Source organism: Sphaerotilus uruguayifluvii, from assembly GCF_013294065.1.
Lineage (GTDB): Bacteria > Pseudomonadota > Gammaproteobacteria > Burkholderiales > Burkholderiaceae_C > Sphaerotilus > Sphaerotilus uruguayifluvii.
The window spans coordinates 18,389-35,718 of record NZ_JABSNM010000021.1 but is presented as its reverse complement, the minus strand read 5'-3'; the positions used below and the strand labels follow the sequence as shown (position 1 = coordinate 35,718).

18 protein-coding genes and 2 tRNA genes are annotated in these 17,330 nt (G+C 73.7%); 14 read left to right on the top strand and 6 right to left on the bottom strand.

Annotated features, from left to right (window positions below; translation table 11 throughout):
- Nucleotide 1 precedes the first annotated feature (1 nt).
- The 3 genes from HNQ01_RS18555 (at nucleotide 2) to HNQ01_RS18545 (ending at nucleotide 1,524) form a co-directional block, all read left to right on the top strand.
- Entirely contained in the window at nucleotides 2–1,249 is a 1,248-nt protein-coding gene (locus HNQ01_RS18555) for a heme biosynthesis HemY N-terminal domain-containing protein (RefSeq protein WP_173806987.1), read from the top strand.
- 85 nt (nucleotides 1,250–1,334) lie between these two features.
- Nucleotides 1,335–1,411: transfer RNA gene (locus HNQ01_RS18550), tRNA-Arg, on the top strand.
- Nucleotides 1,412–1,447: 36 nt separating this feature from the next.
- Nucleotides 1,448–1,524 (top strand) — tRNA-Arg (locus tag HNQ01_RS18545).
- 62 nt (nucleotides 1,525–1,586) lie between these two features.
- On the opposite strand, the gene HNQ01_RS18540 is transcribed toward HNQ01_RS18545, so the two are convergent.
- From HNQ01_RS18540 to HNQ01_RS18525, 4 genes are all read right to left on the bottom strand, one after another.
- On the bottom strand, nucleotides 1,587–1,934 hold the full coding sequence (locus tag HNQ01_RS18540; RefSeq protein WP_173806986.1) for a hypothetical protein: 348 nt from the start codon (nucleotides 1,932–1,934) through the stop codon (nucleotides 1,587–1,589).
- The gene (locus HNQ01_RS18535) at nucleotides 1,931–3,322 is read right to left on the bottom strand and encodes a cytochrome P450 (protein ID WP_173806985.1); all 1,392 of its coding nucleotides are present in this window, start codon (nucleotides 3,320–3,322) and stop codon (nucleotides 1,931–1,933) included. Before HNQ01_RS18535 ends, HNQ01_RS18540 begins: the two co-directional genes overlap by 4 nt.
- 41 nt (nucleotides 3,323–3,363) lie before the next feature.
- Nucleotides 3,364–4,599, bottom strand: coding sequence for a hypothetical protein (locus tag HNQ01_RS18530; RefSeq protein WP_173806984.1), 1,236 nt, complete (start codon nucleotides 4,597–4,599; stop codon nucleotides 3,364–3,366).
- 144 nt (nucleotides 4,600–4,743) lie between these two features.
- On the bottom strand, nucleotides 4,744–5,082 hold the full coding sequence (locus HNQ01_RS18525) for a DUF3579 domain-containing protein (protein ID WP_173806983.1): 339 nt from the start codon (nucleotides 5,080–5,082) through the stop codon (nucleotides 4,744–4,746).
- A gap of 334 nt (nucleotides 5,083–5,416) precedes the next feature.
- Here HNQ01_RS18525 and HNQ01_RS18520 point away from each other — a divergent pair, with 334 nt between their 5' ends.
- Both HNQ01_RS18520 and argF read left to right on the top strand, forming a co-directional pair.
- Nucleotides 5,417–6,628, top strand: a complete 1,212-nt coding sequence (locus HNQ01_RS18520; RefSeq protein ID WP_173806982.1) for an aspartate aminotransferase family protein — start codon at nucleotides 5,417–5,419, stop codon at nucleotides 6,626–6,628.
- Complete coding sequence (gene argF / locus HNQ01_RS18515) at nucleotides 6,625–7,587, top strand: ornithine carbamoyltransferase (protein WP_173806981.1); 963 nt, start codon at nucleotides 6,625–6,627, stop codon at nucleotides 7,585–7,587. Before HNQ01_RS18520 ends, argF begins: the two co-directional genes overlap by 4 nt.
- A 22-nt stretch (nucleotides 7,588–7,609) precedes the next feature.
- Here argF and HNQ01_RS18510 read toward each other — a convergent pair whose 3' ends face one another.
- Nucleotides 7,610–8,008, bottom strand: coding sequence for a hypothetical protein (locus HNQ01_RS18510; RefSeq protein WP_173806980.1), 399 nt, complete (start codon nucleotides 8,006–8,008; stop codon nucleotides 7,610–7,612).
- Nucleotides 8,009–8,096: 88 nt separating this feature from the next.
- On the bottom strand, nucleotides 8,097–8,900 hold the full coding sequence (locus HNQ01_RS18505) for a class I SAM-dependent methyltransferase (RefSeq protein ID WP_173806979.1): 804 nt from the start codon (nucleotides 8,898–8,900) through the stop codon (nucleotides 8,097–8,099).
- Nucleotides 8,901–9,096: 196 nt separating this feature from the next.
- Here HNQ01_RS18505 and HNQ01_RS18500 point away from each other — a divergent pair, with 196 nt between their 5' ends.
- The 9 genes from HNQ01_RS18500 to HNQ01_RS18460 all read left to right on the top strand — a co-directional run bounded on the left by HNQ01_RS18500 (nucleotide 9,097) and on the right by HNQ01_RS18460 (nucleotide 17,308).
- Complete coding sequence (locus HNQ01_RS18500; RefSeq protein ID WP_173806978.1) at nucleotides 9,097–9,366, top strand: phosphopantetheine-binding protein; 270 nt, start codon at nucleotides 9,097–9,099, stop codon at nucleotides 9,364–9,366.
- A gap of 22 nt (nucleotides 9,367–9,388) precedes the next feature.
- Entirely contained in the window at nucleotides 9,389–9,907 is a 519-nt protein-coding gene (locus HNQ01_RS18495) for a COG4648 family protein (protein ID WP_173806977.1), read from the top strand.
- Nucleotides 9,904–11,337, top strand: a complete 1,434-nt coding sequence (locus HNQ01_RS18490) for an AMP-binding protein (RefSeq protein WP_286180962.1) — start codon at nucleotides 9,904–9,906, stop codon at nucleotides 11,335–11,337. The genes HNQ01_RS18495 and HNQ01_RS18490 overlap by 4 nt, the downstream gene beginning before the upstream one ends.
- Nucleotides 11,330–11,680: an ApeI family dehydratase gene (locus HNQ01_RS22495; protein ID WP_286180961.1), complete on the top strand. Its 351-nt coding sequence runs from the start codon at nucleotides 11,330–11,332 to the stop codon at nucleotides 11,678–11,680. Before HNQ01_RS18490 ends, HNQ01_RS22495 begins: the two co-directional genes overlap by 8 nt.
- A complete protein-coding gene (locus tag HNQ01_RS18480; RefSeq protein WP_173806976.1) occupies nucleotides 11,677–12,759 on the top strand; it encodes an LpxL/LpxP family acyltransferase in 1,083 nt (360 codons plus the stop codon). The genes HNQ01_RS22495 and HNQ01_RS18480 overlap by 4 nt, the downstream gene beginning before the upstream one ends.
- Complete coding sequence (locus HNQ01_RS18475; protein ID WP_173806975.1) at nucleotides 12,689–13,264, top strand: LolA-related protein; 576 nt, start codon at nucleotides 12,689–12,691, stop codon at nucleotides 13,262–13,264. The genes HNQ01_RS18480 and HNQ01_RS18475 overlap by 71 nt, the downstream gene beginning before the upstream one ends.
- On the top strand, nucleotides 13,264–15,657 hold the full coding sequence (locus HNQ01_RS18470) for an MMPL family transporter (RefSeq protein ID WP_173806974.1): 2,394 nt from the start codon (nucleotides 13,264–13,266) through the stop codon (nucleotides 15,655–15,657). Before HNQ01_RS18475 ends, HNQ01_RS18470 begins: the two co-directional genes overlap by 1 nt.
- Nucleotides 15,658–15,764: 107 nt before the next feature.
- On the top strand, nucleotides 15,765–16,556 hold the full coding sequence (locus tag HNQ01_RS18465; RefSeq protein ID WP_173807028.1) for a polysaccharide deacetylase family protein: 792 nt from the start codon (nucleotides 15,765–15,767) through the stop codon (nucleotides 16,554–16,556).
- On the top strand, nucleotides 16,553–17,308 hold the full coding sequence (locus tag HNQ01_RS18460; RefSeq protein WP_173806973.1) for an SAM-dependent methyltransferase: 756 nt from the start codon (nucleotides 16,553–16,555) through the stop codon (nucleotides 17,306–17,308). Before HNQ01_RS18465 ends, HNQ01_RS18460 begins: the two co-directional genes overlap by 4 nt.
- Nucleotides 17,309–17,330: the final 22 nt, after the last annotated feature.

Below are 17,330 nucleotides of genomic sequence, written 5' to 3'. Positions count from 1 at the left end.
GATGCGTCAGGTGGTGTGGCTGCTGGCGATGTTCGCCGTCGCGGTGCTGGCGGCGAGCACCTTCGGTGCCAACGACGGACTGGTGTCGGTCTACTGGGCCCCGTGGCGGGTGGACCTGTCGATCAACGTGTTCGTGCTGCTGCTGCTGGCCGCGGGCTTCGTCGGCCATGTGCTGGTCGGCGCGGTCTCGAGCCTGATCGACCTGCCGCAGCGCGCACGCCAGTGGCGCACGCAGCAGCGCGAGCAGGCGGCGCAGAAGTCGCTGCGCGAGGCCATCGCCCAGCTCTTCGCCGGCCGCTACGGCCGCGCGCACAAGGCCGCGCAGCAGGCGCTGGAGATCCGCGCGCAGTCGCCGGACCTGAAGCTCGAGCCTGACTTCCCGGTGCTGGCCCATCTGCTGTCGGCCAGCGCGCTGCACCGGCTGCAGGACCAGGTCCGCCGCGACGAGCAGCTCTCGCGGGCGCAGGCGCTGCTGTCGGACATGCCCTCGGGCACCGCGGTGGGCGAGGGCGCGCGGATGCTGGCGGCCGAGTGGGCGGTCGACGACCGCGATGCCGAGCGTGCGCTCGACCAGCTCGCGCAGCTGCCCGCCGGCGTGGCGCGCCGCACCCATGCGCTGCGCCTGAAGCTGCAGGCCACCCGGCTGGCGCGCCAGCCGCTCGAGGCGCTGAAGACCGCCCGCCTGCTGGCCAAGCACCAGGGCTTCACGCCGGTGGCCGCGCAGGGGCTGCTGCGCTCGCTGGCGGTCGAGGCGATCGACACCGCGCGCGACGCCGATCAGCTGCGCCGCATCTGGCTGCAGCTCGATGCGGCCGATCGGCGCGATCCGTATGTCGCCGCCCGCGCCGCGCGCCGTGCGGCCGAGGTCGAGGCGCTGTCCGATGCGCGCGGCTGGCTGCGTCCGCACTGGGAGCGCCTGGCCGAGCTGGGCGAGCGCGAGCGCAGCGACGTGCTCGAGGCCTTCGTCGAGGTGCTGCCGGGTCTGCCGGCCGACTGGCTGCCGCTGCTGGAATCGAGCGTCGAGGCGCTGCCGCGCGACGCGCATCTGGCCTACGTGGCCGGCCGCGCGATGGCCGAGCGCCAGCTCTGGGGCCGGGCGCACCGCCTGCTCGAGTCGGCCGCGACCTCGTCCGAAGCCCATGCCGCGCTGCGCATGAAGGCCTGGCGCGCGCTGGCCGAGATCGCCGAGAGCGAGGGCGACGAGGCGCTGGCGCAGCGCTGCTATCGCGAGGCCGCGCGCAGCCTCTGAGCGGCGCGAAGAAAAAACTTCGACAAAAGGCTTGCGTTCTTTTTTTGCCCTGTGCCATAATTGCTTTCTCAGCGAAATTCGCATGGCGGCTGTAGCTCAGTTGGATAGAGTACTTGGCTACGAACCAAGGGGTCGTGGGTTCGAATCCTGCCAGCCGCACCATAAAGACGAATTCGCCGAGATGATCGAGAGATCGATGCGGCTGTAGCTCAGTTGGATAGAGTACTTGGCTACGAACCAAGGGGTCGTGGGTTCGAATCCTGCCAGCCGCACCAGACATCAAGGGACTGCTCGACGAGCAGTCCCTTTTCTTTTTCCGGCTTCCGGTCGGGCTCCGTCAGCGGATGGTGCGCCGATCCAGCCCGGCGCGCAGTGCCAGGTCCACCAGCGGCTGCTCGCGCTTGTTGGCGCGGCGGCAGTGGTCCTTCTGGAACAGGTCGGTGAGGCGGATGACCAGGCGCGCCCAGCGCTTGTGCTCGCGCACCCGCCAGGCGTGCGACGAGATCGATTCCCAGGCATGGCCGTCGAAGACGGTCGCGTTGACGAAATGGTCGAGCGCGCGCACGCCGGCACGCCCGCGCCGGTTCGGGCCGAACAGGCCGATCCAGACCAGCATCAGATAGCCGATCACCGCCAGCGGCACGATCGCGCACATCAGCAGGATGCCTGCCGAACGCTCCTTCATCCGGCTGCCACCTCCGCACGCCGGCGCAGGCGCAGGCGCACGCCGTTGGCCGAGCGGATCGTCAGCCGGCCGACCGGGCGCGGCTCGTGACCGTCGACCGCCTCGAGCTGCCAGCGCCCGATCAGCCGCGCCAGGATCAGCGTCGCCTCCTGCAGCGCGAAGGCCGCGCCGAGGCAGACCCGCGGGCCCATGCCGAAGGGCAGGTAGCCGGCGCGGGCCTGGCCGGGTTCGTCGTCGCGGGCGTGGCGGTCGGGATCGAAGGCGTCCGGGTCGTGCCAGCCGTCGCGGTGGCGGTGGATCAGCCAGGGCGAGACGACGACGGTCGAGCCGGCCTCGACCCGCTTGCCGCGCATCGGGCAGCCGGTGCGCGCCTGCCGGGCCATGAAGCCCACCGGCGGGAAGAGCCGCAGCGTCTCGCGGAAGACGTTGCGCGTCAGCGTCAGGCTCTTCATGTCGGGCACGCCGGGCGCGCGCGCGCCGAGCTGCACGGCGACCTCGTCATGGACGCGCTGCTGGATGTCGGGCGCACGCGCCAGCAGGTGGCAGGCCCAGGTCAGCGCGCTGGCCGAGGTCTCGTGTCCGGCCAGGAAGAGCATCGCGACCTGGTCGACCAGCTCCTCGAAGCCGAAGGCGCGCCCCTGCTCGTCGCGTGCGTCGAGAAAGGCGGCGAGGATGTCGGCCTGCGGATGCTCGGCGCCGGCGCGGCGGGCCTCGAAGCGCGGGCGGATCAGCGTCTCGAGCAGGCCGCGGATCTCGCGTGCGGCGCGGCGCGCGCGCCAGGCGTCCCAGGGCCAGACCAGCCAGCGCAGCCCGAAGATCGACGGCAGCACCAGCCGCGGCACCAGCGCCTGGTAGCGGGCGAAGGCGTCGAACACGCGCCGCGCGTCCTCGCCCTCCATCGGCACCGAGAAGATGGTGCGGAAGATGATGTCGGCGGTGACATGGGTCATCTCGACCTCGATGTCGTGCTCGGCGCCCTCGGCAAGCTGCTCCAGCCGCGCCAGCATCGCCTCGGTCGCGGCGGCCATGACCGGAAAGGCCACCTGCAGCCGGGCCTGCGCGAAGGCCGGGTCCATCATCGCGCGCTGGCGCCGCCACTGCTCGCCGCTGGTGGTGAAGATGCTCTCGCCCAGCAGCGGCGCCAGCGCCTGGCCGAGCAGTTCGCTCTTGGGGAAGTCCTCGGCCTGCTCGACCAGCACCCGGCGCACCAGCGCAGGCTCGTTGACCATGTAGAGGTCGAGGCCGGGCAGGCGCACCTCGCCCATCTGCATCCGGTAGCTGCGCTCGTACAGCGCATCCAGCCAGGAGTGGCGCGCGCTCAGGAACATCAGCAGGCCCGAGGCGCGCTGGCGCCGCGGGGCAGGGTAGGCAGGGCAGAAGCGGGACATGGCGGATCCTCAGGGCGGGCCGCGCCAGGCGCGGCCGGGGCTCAGCGTCGGCGCGAATCGGCGAACTGCTGTTCGAACGGGCGCGGCCCGTAGAGCATCGCGAACAGGTCGAAGTTGCCCGCGCGGTCCGGCGTCATCAGGTACAGGAAATGCGCCTGCAGCTTGTCGCGGCGGATGGCGGCCCAGTGCAGCGGGTCGTACATCTGGAAGAAGCTCGCGGCGCGCTGGCGCGGCAGCGGCCCGGCCTGCGGCGCCAGCTCGGTGCCGGCCAGCGGCGCGGTGCGCACGAAGCACATCGGATCGATCGCCGCGCTCACGTCCAGCCAGACCAGGTCCGGGTGGCGCGACAGCCGCAGCAGCGCCTCGCGGAACGCGCCGGCGCCGGGCAGCAGCGTCAGCGCCGGATAGCACTGGCCGAGCGTCAGCATGCCGGTGCGCCGGCCGGCCTGCAGCGCCTGCCAGCGCGGATCGCGCATCAGCGCGTCGACCGCCTCGACCATGACCAGCGTGCCGACGCTGTGGCCGGCGAGCACCACCTCGTCGACCGGATCGGCCTGCTGGCGCTCGATGACATGCTCGACCCATTCCCGGATGCGGCCGTCGAGCCCCTCGACCTCGCCGCGGCCCAGGCACAGCGTGAAGTGGTAGATGCGCATCAGCCAGAACAGCCCGGCCTGCGCGCCGATCGAGACCAGCATGCCCACCAGCGCCAGGCCGACGCCGGTGGCCACGGTGCGCAGCCCGGTCTGGCCCAGCGCGGTCAGCGGCAGCGCCGCCACCGCTGCGGCGACGAAGCCGCCCACCAGCAGCGTCGCCAGCAGGTAGAGCAGCGGCAGCAGCGCGGTCAGCAGCGCGGTCGGGCGCAGCGCATGCATGCGGCGCAGGCCGACGTCGCGCAGCATCGCCACATGCACCCGCGCGAACTCGCGCAGCAGCGCCAGCGGCTGGCGGCTCCAGTGGCGCCGGATGATGTCGTCCCAGCTCATGAAGACCTGTTCGGTGCGCACCGGCGTCGCCGGCACGTCGCCCGCGACGCCGTCCTGCGGCGACCAGTCGACGGTCCACTGGTGGAAGCGCTCGCCGGCGCGCTGGCGCTCGCCGGTGACGATGCGTCCGCCGCCGGGCTGGGGGCGTTCACCCTGCTGGCTGAACAGGCGGTGGTAGTGGCCGGCGCCGCGCGGGTCGAAGCCGCTGAAGTAGTGCACCCGGCGGCGGCGTACCGCAGGAGTGGCCGGGACGCTGGCGCGAGAACGGGCGGACGGGATGGGGGAGGGCATGGCATGCACCGGACGGACGGTCGCGGCGGGTCATCTGGGGACCGGTGCATGATGCGCCGCCCGCTCCGGCCGTGATCGGCGGAACTCGAGCGGCAAAGGACGGCAAAAGAGGTAGGCCCGCGCGGGGCGGCGCGTCGCGGGCGTTCAGCCCTTCTTCGGGGGATCCGGGATCAGGCAGGCTTCCATGACCTGCAGGTCGTTGTCGCGGGCGAAGTTCATCACGAAGTCCCAGGCCATCGGCTCGAGGTCCTTCAGCGCCTCGCTGACGACCACGCACTTGGTGCTGCCGATGACGGTCGGGATGCAGTAGGGCGAGTAGCCGATCGCCGAGCCGATGCCCGAGCGGGTGTTTCCGCCCGGGCGGAAGCATGACATCGCGCCGGCCAGGCGCTCGGCCCAGTCGCTCGGGCGGAAGGTGCGGCCGTCGCGGGTGATGCCCTGGATGAAGACTTCGCGGGGTTTGGGTTTCGAGTTGTTCGTCACGGGCTGCTGCCTTGTTCTGCTTGCGGTGACAAGCGCATGCGGCTGCCCCGTCAGGCCGGTATTGTGCTGCAGCGCAGCAGCCGCTCGGGCATGACGGAACAGCCGTGGAGTCAGGGCAGATATCGGCCGGCACCGCGGACGGCGTCGGGTCTCTGCGTCTCGTTCTGTGCGGTTCTTGCGCGTCGGCACTGGCGCGCGGGGAGCGAGTATCGCTCAGGCGTCTGTCGGCGTGCTGTCGTCGGCTTTCCTTACAATGGGTCGGGCGCCGTCCTCGTGCGGCGCCTTCTGCATTTTTCCCGACTGGATTCCACCCCCCTCCACGGAGCGCCCCAAGATGACCGCCGAGTCCGCGACGATCGCCGAACCCCACGTGATGACGACCTACGGCCGCCTGCCGATCGCGCTGGTGCGAGGCCGAGGCTGCCGCGTCTGGGACTCGGCCGGCCGCGAGTACCTCGACGGCCTGGGCGGCATCGCGGTCAACACGCTGGGCCACGCGCACCCGAAGTTCGTCGCGGCCCTGCAGGAGCAGGTCGCGACCCTGATCCACTGCTCGAACTACTACCACATCCCCGGCCAGGAGCAGCTCGCGGCCAGGCTCGTGGAACTGTCGGGTCTCAGCAACGCCTTCTTCTGCAGCACCGGCCTGGAGGCCAACGAGGCGGCGCTGAAGCTCGCGCGCAAGTTCGGCCACGACAAGGGGATCGAGCGCCCCGAGGTGATCGTGTTCGAGAAGGCCTTCCACGGCCGCTCGATCGCCACGCTGTCGGCCACCGGCAACCCGAAGGTGCAGGCCGGCTTCGGCCCGCTGGTCGAGGGCTTCGTGCGCGTGCCGCTCAACGACATCGACGCGATCCGCGCCGCGGTCGAGTCCAACCCGAACATCACCGCGGTCTTCCTGGAGACCATCCAGGGCGAGGGCGGCATCCACGCGGCGCGCTGGGACTACCTGCGTGCGGTGCGCGCGCTCTGCGACGAGCACGACCTGCTGCTGATGCTCGACGAGGTGCAGTGCGGCATCGGCCGCACCGGCAAGTGGTTCGCGCACCAGTGGGCCGGCATCCGGCCGGACGTGATGCCGCTGGCCAAGGGCCTGGGCTCGGGCGTGCCGATCGGCGCGGTGGTGTGCGGCCCGCGGGCGGCCCACATCTTCAAGCCCGGCAACCACGGCACCACCTTCGGCGGCAACCCGCTGTCGATGCGCGCCGGCGTCGAGACGCTGCGCATCATGGAAGAGGAAGGCCTGCTGGAGAACGCCGCGGCCGTCGGCGCGCACCTGAAGGCGGCGCTGGAGCGCGAGCTCGCCGGCGTGGCTGGCGTGACCGAGATCCGCGGCGCCGGCCTGATGCTGGGCATCGAGCTGGATCGCCCGTGCGGCGTGGTGCTGACCCGTGCGCTCGAGGCCGGCCTGCTGCTGAGCGTGACCGCCGACAGCGTGGTGCGCCTGGTGCCGCCGCTGACGCTGAGCGTGGCCGAGTCCGACGAGATCGTCGCGATCCTGGTGCCCGTGATCAAGACCTTCCTCGCCGAGTCCGCCGCAGCATGAAACCCGGAAACAGCCTGATGAAGCACTACCTGCAGTTCAAGGACTTCCGCGCCGAGGAGTACGCCTACCTGTTCGAGCGCGCGCGCCTGATCAAGCGTCGCTTCAAGAACTACGAGCGCTACCAGCCGCTGGCCGACCGCACGCTGGCGATGATCTTCGAGAAGGCCAGCACCCGCACCCGCGTCAGCTTCGAGGCCGGCATGTACCAGATGGGCGGCTCGGTGGTGCACCTGACCACCGGCGACAGCCAGCTCGGCCGCTCCGAGCCGATCGAGGACTCGGCGCGCGTCATCAGCCGCATGACCGATCTGGTCATGATCCGCACCTTCGAGCACACCAAGATCGAGGCCTTCGCCGCGCACAGCCGCGTGCCGGTCATCAACGGGCTGACCAACGAGTTCCACCCGTGCCAGATCATGGCCGACCTGTTCACCTACCTGGAGCACCGCGCGCCGGTCGGGGCGAACGGCTACGACCTCGGCTGCCTGAAGGGCAAGGTGGTGGCCTGGGTGGGCGACGGCAACAACATGGCCAACACCTGGCTGCAGGCGGCCGAGACGCTGGGCTTCACGGTGCATGTCAGCACGCCCAGCGGCTACGAGGTCGATCCGAAGGTCGCCGGCGTGCGCTCGAGCGACTGCTACAAGGTCTTCACCGATCCGCGCGAGGCCTGCCGCGGCGCCGATCTGGTCACGACCGACGTCTGGACCAGCATGGGCTACGAGGCCGAGAACGAGGCCCGCCGCACCGCCTTCGCCGACTGGTGCGTCGACGCCGAGATGATGGCGGTGGCCCGGCCGGACGCGCTCTTCATGCACTGCCTGCCCGCGCACCGCGGCGAGGAGGTCACCGCCGAGGTGATCGACGGCCCGCAGTCGGTGGTCTGGGACGAGGCGGAGAACCGCATGCACGTCCAGAAGGCGCTGATGGAGTATCTGCTGCTGGGCCGCATCGGCTGACGCGACCCGCCTGTGCGCCGGCTCAGGCCGGCGGCAGGCCGAACAGGGCGCGCACGTCCAGCCCGTCGGCGCCCGGCGCGAAGCCGTGGCGCGCCATCTCGGCCTCGACGTCGAGCAGCATCTCGCCGGCGGCCACCGGGCCGAACTCGTCGACGCAGCGCTTCTCGAGCTCGCCGCGCAGCAGCAGCAGGCCGCGCAGCTCGGTGCGGGTCTCGGCTTCGCGCCGCTCGGCGCTGCCGCAGGGCAGCGTGCCGGGCGAGGGCACCGGATGGTCGATCACCCGCGCGAGCTCCTCGGGCTTCTCCAGCGCGACGCCGAGCACCATCGCCAGCCGGGCGATGCGCAGGTTGAGGTCCTCGCAGACCTGTTCCATCTGGGCGACCCAGTCGGAGTCCGGGCGGGATCGGAGTTCGGGTGACATGGCGTGACGGGCATGAATCGGGATGGCCCATGATACGGCCGGCCTGCGTCAGGTTGCTGCGTTGCAGCAAATGTCCCTGGTGCGCCGCTCAGCCGCGTGCGCGGTACTCCGAGAAGATCCCGAGCTCGACATGGCGGTCGACCTCGGCCAGGCCGTGCGCGGCCAGCGTGCGCATGACCTCGGCCGGCGGCACGCAGGCCTCGATCGTGTCCCAGTAGTAGCGCCAGAGCATCGGCGTGGCCTCGGCCTTCGAGACGGCGCGCGCCAGCAGCGGCACCGCGCCGCGCATGTAGGCCTTCAGCAGCGCATTGCCCCAGCGGCTCTCGGCCCGGGTGATCTCCAGGATCAGCAGCCGGCCGCCGGGCCTGAGCACGCGGCGGAACTCGGCCGCGGCCGCCGCGAAGTCGGCGATGTGGCGCAGCGCGTAGCCCATGACGACGAAGTCGGCGCTGGCGTCGGGCACCGGAATCGCCTCGGCGCGGCCGACGCGGCACTCGACCGGCACGTCGAAGCGGGCCTGGCCCATCATGCCCGGGCTCGGGTCGACGCCGACGAGCCGCGCCGGCTCGCCGGTCAGGCGCAGGATCTCGCGCGAGACCAGGCCGGTGCCCATGCCGACGTCGACCACCTGCATGCCGCGGCGCAGGCCGGCGCGCTGCAGCGCCTGGCGGCGGTACCAGGAGCCGGTGCCCAGGCCGAGGATCTTCTCCAGCCGGTCGTAGTCGACCGCGGTGTCGTCGAAGGTGCGGCGCAGGAAGCGCTCGCGCTCGGCCTCGTCGTCGCTGCGGTAGTAGTCGGGCAGCGGCGCATGCGGCAGGTGGACGAGGCCGGCGGGGGCGCCGGCACCGGGCGTCGGCAGGGCGGAGGAGCGGGAGGCGGTGGGCGGCGGCATGGCGGATCGGTGTCGGACGCGGAGACGGGGGGCTCGCGGGCCCTCATCCTAATTCCGTCGAGTTCTTGTCGACCCTGATCGGGTGCAGGGGCTGGTTAAAATCTGGGGTTGATCCTGATGCCTGATCCAGGTTTCCGACCTTCAACGACACCGGCGCCGGCCCCGTCACCGGCCTCCCCACAAGGACAGACCCCGAATGAGCACTGCCGACAACACGCTTCGCCTGGAGGTGGCCGCCCTGCTGGTGGAGGCGCTGAATCTCGAGATGGCCCCGGAGGAGATCGATCCGCAGGCTCCGCTCTACGGCGACGGCCTCGGCCTGGACTCGATCGACATCCTGGAGGTCGCGCTGGTCGTCTCGAAGCGCTATGGCTTCCAGCTGCGTTCGGACGACGAGAACAACGTGCGCATCTTCGCGTCGCTGGCCAGCCTGGCCGACCACATCGCGGCGCATCGCACCGCCTGAGTCCGGCCCTGGAGTGGATCGCGTGCAACTGCTGCGTCCGGCCACGATCGCCGCGGCGGCCCTGGCCGTCGCCTTCGGCTCGCACTGGCTGATCACCCGCACCGCCGAGAGCGGCGGCCTGCTGGCGGTCGCGCTGCAATGGGCGGTGCTGGTGCAGCACGCCGGCGTGCATGCCGCGCTGGCGCTGGGCTTCGCGCTGACGCTGCGCCGCGGGCAGCAGCCGCTGATCTCGCAGCTGGCGCGGCGGGTGCACGGCCGCACCGGCTTCACGCCGGCGATGGCGGCCTACACCCGCCGGCTCACCCAGGTCTGGGTGCTGTATTTCCTGACGATCGCGCTGCTGTCGCTGGCCCTGCATGGCGCCGGGTGGGTCGAGGCCTGGTCGCTGCTGGTCAACGCGGTCACGCCGCTGTCGCTGCTGGCGATGTTCGCCGGCGAGCACCTGCTGCGCTACCGGCTGCATCCGGAGTTCGAGCGTGTCGGCCTGATGGCGTCGGTGCGGGCCTGGCGGGCGCACCAGGCCGACGGAAGTCCGCGATGACGATGACGACGATGCCGGCGGCACGGCTGCCGCTGCTGGCCGCCGACGTGCCGCTCGAGGCGCCGCTGGCCTGGCGGGCCGGGAAGCCGCTCGACCGCCGCACCTATCTCGCCGAGGTCGCCGCGCTGGCGCCGCGCCTGCCCGAGGGCGGGCCGGTGCTGGCGATGACCTCGGACCGCTGGCGCTTCGCGCTGGCGCTGGGCGCGGCGCTGTGCCGCGGCCAGGCCGGGCTGATGCCGCCCAACCACACGCCGGACATGATCGCGCGGCTGCGGGCGCTGTTCCCGCAGGCCTCGGTGCTGGCCGACGACGAGGCGCCGGCGGTGGACCTGCCGACGGTGCGCTTCGACGAGGGGGCGGGCGCGGCTTGCCGCCCGCGCGGGAACGACGCGGCAGGCAGCGCGGCGATGCCGATGATCGCCGGCGCGCACGAGGCGGCGCAGGTGCTCACCTCCGGCTCGACCGGCCAGCCGATGCCGCATGGCAAGCGCTGGGACCTGCTGCATGTGAACCTGCGCGCCGAGGCCGCGCGTCTGGCCGAGGTGCTGGGGCGGCCGGACCTGCAGGGCGTGACCCTGGTCGGCACGGTGCCGGCGCACCACATGTACGGCTTCGAGTCGACGGTGCTGGTGGCGATGCTGGGCGGCGCGGCCTTCGCCGCCGAGCGGCCCTTCTTCCCGGGCGACATCGCGCAGGTGCTGGCTTCGGTGCCGCGGCCGCGGGTGCTGGTGACCACGCCCTTCCACCTGAAGACGCTGCTCGACGCCGGCCTGCCGCCGGACGCGCTGCCGCCGGTGGACCTGACGGTGAGCGCCACCGCGCCGCTGTCGCCGCAGCTTGCCGCGCGGGCCGAGGCCGCGCTGCAGGGGCCGCTGATCGAGATCTACGGCTGCACCGAGGCCGGCCAGGTCGCGACCCGGCGCCCGACGGCCGGGCCGGAGTGGCAGACCTTCGACGGCCTGCGCCTGGACGGCGACGGCGACGCGGCGGTGGTCCGCGGCGGCCATGTGCCCGAGCCGACCCGGCTGGCCGACGTGCTCGAGGTGGAGTCGCCGACGCGCTTCCGGCTGCTCGGGCGCTCCAACGACCTGATCAACATCGCCGGCAAGCGCAGCTCGCTGGCGCACCTGAACTACCACCTCAACAGCCTGCCCGGCGTGCGCGACGGCGCCTTCTGGCTGCCGCCCGAGCCCGAGGACGGCGTGGTGCGCCTGGTCGCGCTGGTGGTGGCCGAGGCCGGCGTGAGCGCCGAGCAGCTGCGCGCGGGCCTGCGCCAGCGGGTGGATGCGGCCTTCGTGCCGCGGCGGGTGCTGCGGGTCGAGGCGCTGCCGCGTGATCCGAGCGGCAAGCTGCCGGCCGGGCGGCTGGCCGAGCTGGCTGCGCAGCTGCTGGCCGAGGCGGCGCGCGGCGCCGGAGGTGGCCATGGCTGAGGGCTGGATGGAGCGCGTGCGCTGGACGGTGCCGCCGGATCATCCGTCCTTCGCCGGCCATTTCCCGGGGCGGCCGCTGCTGCCCGGCGTGGTGCTGCTCGGCGCGGTGCTCGAGGCGCTGCAGGACGACGCGCAGACGGCTGCCTGGATGGGCGCGGCGCCGCGCTGCAGCAGCGTCAAGTTCGTCGCGCCGGTGCTGCCGGGCGCACGGCTGTCGATCGGCTGGAGCGCGCCCGAGGCCGGCCGGCGGCTGAACTTCGAGCTGCGCCGCCACGAGGCGGGTGATCCGCCCGAGGGCCTGCCGGTGGCGCTGGGCCAGATCGAGCCGACGCCTGCCCGATGAGCACGCCGGCCTGGACCGCGCAGCGCGAGCGCAGCAACGCGCTGGCGCTGACGCTGATGCGCTGGATCGCGGTGCTGCTGGGCCGGCGCGTCTCGCGGGCGGTGCTGCATCCGATCACGCTGTATTTCCTGGCCTTCGGCGGGGCGGCGACGCGCGCCTCGCGCGCCTACCTGGCGCGGGCGTGCGGTCGCGCCCCCGGCTGGCGCGAGCGCTACCGCCATGTGCACCACTTCGCCGCGACCATCCTGGACCGCGTCTACCTGCTGCGCGGGCGCTTCGATCTGTTCGACGTGAAGGTCACCGGCGTCGATCACCTCGACCAGGTGCTGCTCGACGGCCAGGGCGTGCTGCTGGTGGGCGCGCATCTGGGCAGCTTCGAGGCGCTGCGCGCGCTCGGCCAGGCGCGGCGCGGCCTGAAGGTCGCGATGGTGATGTACGAGGACAACGCGCGCCAGATCAACGCCGCGCTGCGCGCGATCGCGCCCGGGGTGGAGCTGAAGGTGATCGGCCTGGGCCGGCTCGAGGCGATGCTGGAGCTGCGCGAGTGGCTCGACGCCGGCGGCGTCGCCGGGCTGCTGGCCGATCGCACGATCGCGCCGGGTGGCGCCGGGGGCACGCCCGCCGGCGGCCGCGGCCGCACGCTGCGGCTGGACTTTCTCGGCCAGCCGGCGTCCTTCTCGGACGGACCGTTCCGGCTCGCGGCGATGCTGCGCCGGCCGGTGGTCTTCATGACCGGGCTCTACCATGGCGGCCGCCGCTACGAGCTGCGCTTCGAGACGCTGGCCGACTTCCGCCAGCGCCCGCCGCGTGGCCCCGGTGCGCAGGCCGCGCTGGACGCGGCGGTGCACGAGGCGATGCGGCGCTATGTCGCGCTGCTCGAGCGGCTGTGCCGCGAGACGCCGTGCAACTGGTTCAACTTCTTCGATTTCTGGGCGGACGCCAATGAAGCAGCCGATGCAGCCGATGCGAACGACGCCGACGGCACCCCTGACCGGCCGACGCCGCCTGATGGCGGCGCTGGCGCTTCTGCTGGTGCTGCCGACGGGCGGGCCGGCGCACGCGGCCGGCTTCGACCTTGACGCGCTGATGGCGCGGCTGACGCAGGTGCGCGCCGGCGAGGCCACCTTCGTCGAGCGCCGGGAGGTCTTCCAGAACGAGCGCGGCTCGCCGCTGGCGCTGGAGTCGAGCGGGCGGCTGAGCTTCGCCGCGCCGGACACCTTCGTGCGCGAGACGCTCAAGCCGCGCCAGGAGCGCCTGGCGGTGCAGGGCAACCAGCTGACGATGAGCCAGGGCGGGCGCAGCCGCACCACGACGCTGGACTCGGTGCCGGAGGCGGTGGTGATCGTCGAGGCGATCCGCGGCACGCTGACCGGCAACCGCGAGCTGCTCGAGCGCCTGTTCGTGCCGCGCCTGTCGGGCGAGGCGGCGCGCTGGACGCTGGAGCTGGTGCCGCGCGACGCGCGGCTGCGCGGCCAGGTCGCGCAGCTGCGCATCCTGGGCGCGCAGGCGCAGCTGCGCGAGGTGCAGATGACGATGAGCGACGGCGACCGCACCCAGCTGCGCATCGAGCCGGTGGCGCCCTGATGCGCCGCGCCGCCGCCTGGACGCTGGCGATCTGGCTGGCGCTGATGGCGCTGGCCGGGCTGGTCGCGGCCCGCGCCAGCTATGTCGCCGACCTGTCGGCCTTCCTGCCCTCGGCGCCGACGCCGGGCCAGCGCGTGCTGATGGAGCAGCTGCGCAACGGCGCCACCGCCCGCGTGCTGCTGATCGGCGTGCGCGGCGGCGAGCCGGCCGCGCGGGCCGAGGCCTCGCGCCGGCTGGCGGCGCGGCTGCGCCAGAGCGGCGCCTTCGACGCGGTCCACAACGGCGAGACCGGCGGGCCGGAGCAGCAGGCGCTGGGCCGGCTGCTGTTCGAGCGGCGCTATCTGCTGAGTCCGGCGGTGGACGCGGCGCGCTTCCAGCCGGAGGGCCTGCGCGCGGGCATCGACGAGACGCTGTCGCTGCTGGGCACGCCGGCCGGCGCGATGATCAAGCCGATCCTGATGCGCGACCCCACCGGCGAGACGGTGCGCATGGCCGAGGCCATGCTGCCGGCGGTCGCGCCCCGCGTCGAGGACGGCGTCTGGGTGTCGCGCCGCGAGCCGCGCGCGCTGCTGGTGGCCACCACCCGCGCCGACGGCGACGACCTGGACGCGCAGGCCGCCGCGCAGCAGCAGGTGCGCGCGGCCTTTGCGGCGGTGGCACCGCAGGCCGGGCCGGGCCTGCAGCTCGAGCTGTCGGGGCCGGGCGTGTTCGCGGTCGAGTCGCGCACGCTGATCCACGCCGAGGTCGATCGGCTGGCCAAGGCGGGCGGCGCGGTGATGCTGGTGCTGCTGCTGATCGCCTTCGGGCGGCCGCAGGCGCTGCTGCTGGCGGCGCTGCCGGTGGGCGCGGGCGTGCTGGCGGGCATCGTCGCGGTCGATCTGCTGACCGGCACGGTGCACGGGCTGACGCTGGGCTTCGGCACCACGCTGATCGGCGAGGCGGTCGACTACGGCATCTACTACCTGATCCAGGCGCGCGCGCTGGGCGCCGCGGGCTGGCGCCGGCAGCACTGGCCGACGGTGCGCCTGGGGCTGCTGACCTCGCTGGCGGGCTTCGCGGCGCTGGCCTTCTCGGGCTTCGCCGGGCTGGTGCAGCTCGGGCTGTTCTCGATCAGCGGCCTGGTCGCCGCGACGCTGACCACCCGCTTCGTGCTGCCGGTGCTGGCGCCGCAGGGCAGCCCCGGCCTGGGCCTGCGCGGGCCGCTGGGCCGCGCGACCGGCCGGCTCGCCGGCGCGCTGCCGCGGCTGGCGCGGCCGCTGGCGCTGCTGGCGGCGGGTGCCGCGCTCTGGCTGGCGCTGCAGCCTTCGCCCTGGCGCGGCACGCTGGCCGCGCTGAGTCCGGTGCCGGCCGAGGCGATGGCGCTCGACGCCTCGCTGCGCGAGGACCTGGGCGCGGCCGAGGCCGGCGTGCTGGTCGCCATCGAGGCGCCCGACGAGGCGCAGGCCCTGCAGCGTGCCGAGCAGGCCGGCGCGCGGCTGGAGGCGCTGGTCCAGGCCGGCGTGCTGGCGGGCTACGACTCGCCGGCGCAGCGCCTGCCCAGCCCGTCGACCCAGCTCGCGCGCCGCGCCGCGCTGCCCGAGGCCGCGGCGCTGCGCCAGGCGCTGGCGCAGGCCACCGCCGGCGGGCCGCTGCCGGCCGGGTCGCTGCAGGCCTTCGTCGACGATGTGCAGGCGCAGCGCCGCGCGCCGGTGCTGACCCGGGCCGGTCTGGCCGGCACGCCGCTGGCCTCCGCGCTGGACGCGCAGCTGGTCGCGCCGCGCCAGGCCGGCGCGCCGTGGACCGCGCTGCTGAGCCTGCGCATGACCCCGGCAGCCGCGGCCGACCCGGCGGCGGCCGCGCGTCTGGACCGGGCGCTGGCCGGGCTGCCCGACACCCGGGTCGTGCGCATCCAGCCCGAGCTGGACGCGATCTACGCCGGCTACCTGACGCAGGCGCGCTGGCAGGCCGGACTGGGCGCGCTGGCGGTCGTCGCGCTGCTGGCCTGGCATCTGCGCTCGGGCCGGCGGCTGGCGCGGGTGCTGTGGCCGCTGGCGGCCAGCGGCGTGCTGGTGCTGGCCGGGCTGACCGCGTCGGGCCAGCCGCTGGGCGTGCTGCACCTGGTCGGGCTGCTGCTGGTGGTGGCGGTCGGGTCGAACTACGCGCTGTTCTTCGACCACCTCGCCGCGACCTCGGGCACCGCCCCGGCCGACGGCGACGACGCGCAGGCCGGGGCCGACCTGCTGGCCTCGCTGCTGATGGCCAATCTGACGACGGTGGCCTCCTTCGGCCTGCTCGCCACCGCGCAGGTGCCGGCGCTGGCGGCGGTCGGCCAGACGGTCGCGCCGGGCGCGCTGCTGGCGCTGCTGCTGTCGGCGGCCTTCATCCGTCAGCCCCGCAGGGCGGCGGCTGTGTGAAAATCCCGCCGCCTGCCCGATCCGTCACCGTGACCCAGACGCTGTACCGCCCCGAAGACGACACCGCGGCCCGTGCCTCCGCCACGACCGCCGCGACCCCGTGGACGATGCCGCCGCTGCTGCGCGCCAGCGCGGCCCTGCATGTCGGCGCGGCGGTGGCCTTTGCCGCCCGGCCCGACCTGTGGCCGGCCTGGCTGGGCCTGCTGGCGGCCGACCATGCGCTGCTGACCTTCGCCGGCCTGTGGCCGCGCTGCGACTGGCTCGGCCCCAACCTGACGCGGCTGCCGGCCGCGGCGGTCGCGCGCGGCGAGGTCGCGCTCACCATCGACGACGGTCCCGACCCCGAGGTCACGCCGCAGGTGCTCGACCTGCTCGACGCCGCCGGCGCGAAGGCCACCTTCTTCTGCATCGCCGAGCGCGCGCGCGCCCACCCCGAGCTGCTGCGCGAGATGCTGCGCCGCGGCCACAGCGTGCAGAACCACAGCCGCCACCACCGCCACACCTTCTCGCTGCTCGGCCCGGAAGGCTTCCGGGACGAGATCAGCCAGGCGCAGGCCATCTTCACCGCGCTGACCGGCCAGACGCCCGCCTTCTTCCGCGCGCCGGCCGGGCTGCGCAATCCCTTTCTCGAGCCGGTGCTGCACCGCCTGGGCCTGCGCCTGGCGAGCTGGACGCGCCGCGCCTACGACACCCGCGAGGGCGATCCGGCGCGGGTGCTGGCGACGCTGACCGCGGGCCTGGCCGCCGGCGACATCCTGCTGCTGCATGACGCCAACGCCGCGCGCGGCGCCGACGGGCGGCCTGTCATCCTGGCGGTGCTGCCCGAGCTGCTGGCGGCCTTCGAGCGCGCCGGGCTGCGCGCGGTCACGCTGCCCGAGGCGATGAAGGAGGGCGCATGAGCGTGCCCGCTCCCGCCACGATCGCGCCGGCCGATGCCGGCTGGCGCCGCCTGCTCGACCGCGCGGCCGCCCCGTACCGCGGTGCCGGCCGCTTCGCCTGGCATTTCGCGCGCGGCAAGCTCGGCATGGACCCGGTGTTCCGCCATCTGCTCGGCCACGGCCTGATCGGGCCGCGGGCGCGGGTGGTCGACATCGGCTGCGGCCAGGGCCTGCTGGCCAGCCTGCTGCGCGCCTGCGGCGAGCTGGCGCGCGAGGGCGGCTGGCCGGCGGAATGGCCTGCGGCGCCGGCGGGCGCGCGCGTCACCGGCATCGAGCTGATGTCGCGCGACGTGGCGCGGGCCCGCGCCGCGCTGGGCGGGCAGGCGCCGGACGCCGTCTTCATCGAGGGCGACATGCGCGAGGTGCCGCTGCCGGCCTGCGACGTGGTGGTCATCCTCGACGTGCTGCACTACGTGCCGATCGACGCGCAGGACCGGCTGCTGGCGCGCGTGCATTCGGCGCTGGTGCCGGGCGGGCGGCTGCTGCTGCGCGTGGGCGACGCCAGCCAGCGCCAGGGCTTCGCGGTCAGCCAGTGGGTCGACCGGGTGGTCACGCGCATCCGCGGGCACCAGGTGCCGCCGACCTGGGGCCGTCCGCTCGAGGCCTGGATCGCCGCGCTGCAGGCGCTGGGCTTCGCCGTCGAGCCGCGTCCGATGAGCCAGGGCACGCCCTTCGCCAACGTGCTGCTGGTGGCCGAGCGGTCCCGGCGCTGATCTCCTTTCTTCTGCTGATGTT

Bases quoted from the DNA above. Each gene is read 5' to 3' on its own strand.
- HNQ01_RS18555 (WP_173806987.1), top strand. From the start codon at position 2: ATGCGTCAGGTGGTGTGGCTGCTGGCGATGTTCGCCGTCGCGGTGCTG.
- HNQ01_RS18540 (WP_173806986.1), bottom strand. From the start codon at position 1,934: ATGAAGGAGCGTTCGGCAGGCATCCTGCTGATGTGCGCGATCGTGCCG.
- HNQ01_RS18535 (WP_173806985.1), bottom strand. From the start codon at position 3,322: ATGTCCCGCTTCTGCCCTGCCTACCCTGCCCCGCGGCGCCAGCGCGCC.
- HNQ01_RS18530 (WP_173806984.1), bottom strand. From the start codon at position 4,599: ATGCCCTCCCCCATCCCGTCCGCCCGTTCTCGCGCCAGCGTCCCGGCC.
- HNQ01_RS18520 (WP_173806982.1), top strand. From the start codon at position 5,417: ATGACCGCCGAGTCCGCGACGATCGCCGAACCCCACGTGATGACGACC.
- argF (WP_173806981.1), top strand. From the start codon at position 6,625: ATGAAACCCGGAAACAGCCTGATGAAGCACTACCTGCAGTTCAAGGAC.
- HNQ01_RS18510 (WP_173806980.1), bottom strand. From the start codon at position 8,008: ATGTCACCCGAACTCCGATCCCGCCCGGACTCCGACTGGGTCGCCCAG.
- HNQ01_RS18505 (WP_173806979.1), bottom strand. From the start codon at position 8,900: ATGCCGCCGCCCACCGCCTCCCGCTCCTCCGCCCTGCCGACGCCCGGT.
- HNQ01_RS18500 (WP_173806978.1), top strand. From the start codon at position 9,097: ATGAGCACTGCCGACAACACGCTTCGCCTGGAGGTGGCCGCCCTGCTG.
- HNQ01_RS18490 (WP_286180962.1), top strand. From the start codon at position 9,904: ATGACGATGACGACGATGCCGGCGGCACGGCTGCCGCTGCTGGCCGCC.
- HNQ01_RS22495 (WP_286180961.1), top strand. From the start codon at position 11,330: ATGGCTGAGGGCTGGATGGAGCGCGTGCGCTGGACGGTGCCGCCGGAT.
- HNQ01_RS18480 (WP_173806976.1), top strand. From the start codon at position 11,677: ATGAGCACGCCGGCCTGGACCGCGCAGCGCGAGCGCAGCAACGCGCTG.
- HNQ01_RS18475 (WP_173806975.1), top strand. From the start codon at position 12,689: ATGGCGGCGCTGGCGCTTCTGCTGGTGCTGCCGACGGGCGGGCCGGCG.
- HNQ01_RS18470 (WP_173806974.1), top strand. From the start codon at position 13,264: ATGCGCCGCGCCGCCGCCTGGACGCTGGCGATCTGGCTGGCGCTGATG.
- HNQ01_RS18465 (WP_173807028.1), top strand. From the start codon at position 15,765: ATGCCGCCGCTGCTGCGCGCCAGCGCGGCCCTGCATGTCGGCGCGGCG.
- HNQ01_RS18460 (WP_173806973.1), top strand. From the start codon at position 16,553: ATGAGCGTGCCCGCTCCCGCCACGATCGCGCCGGCCGATGCCGGCTGG.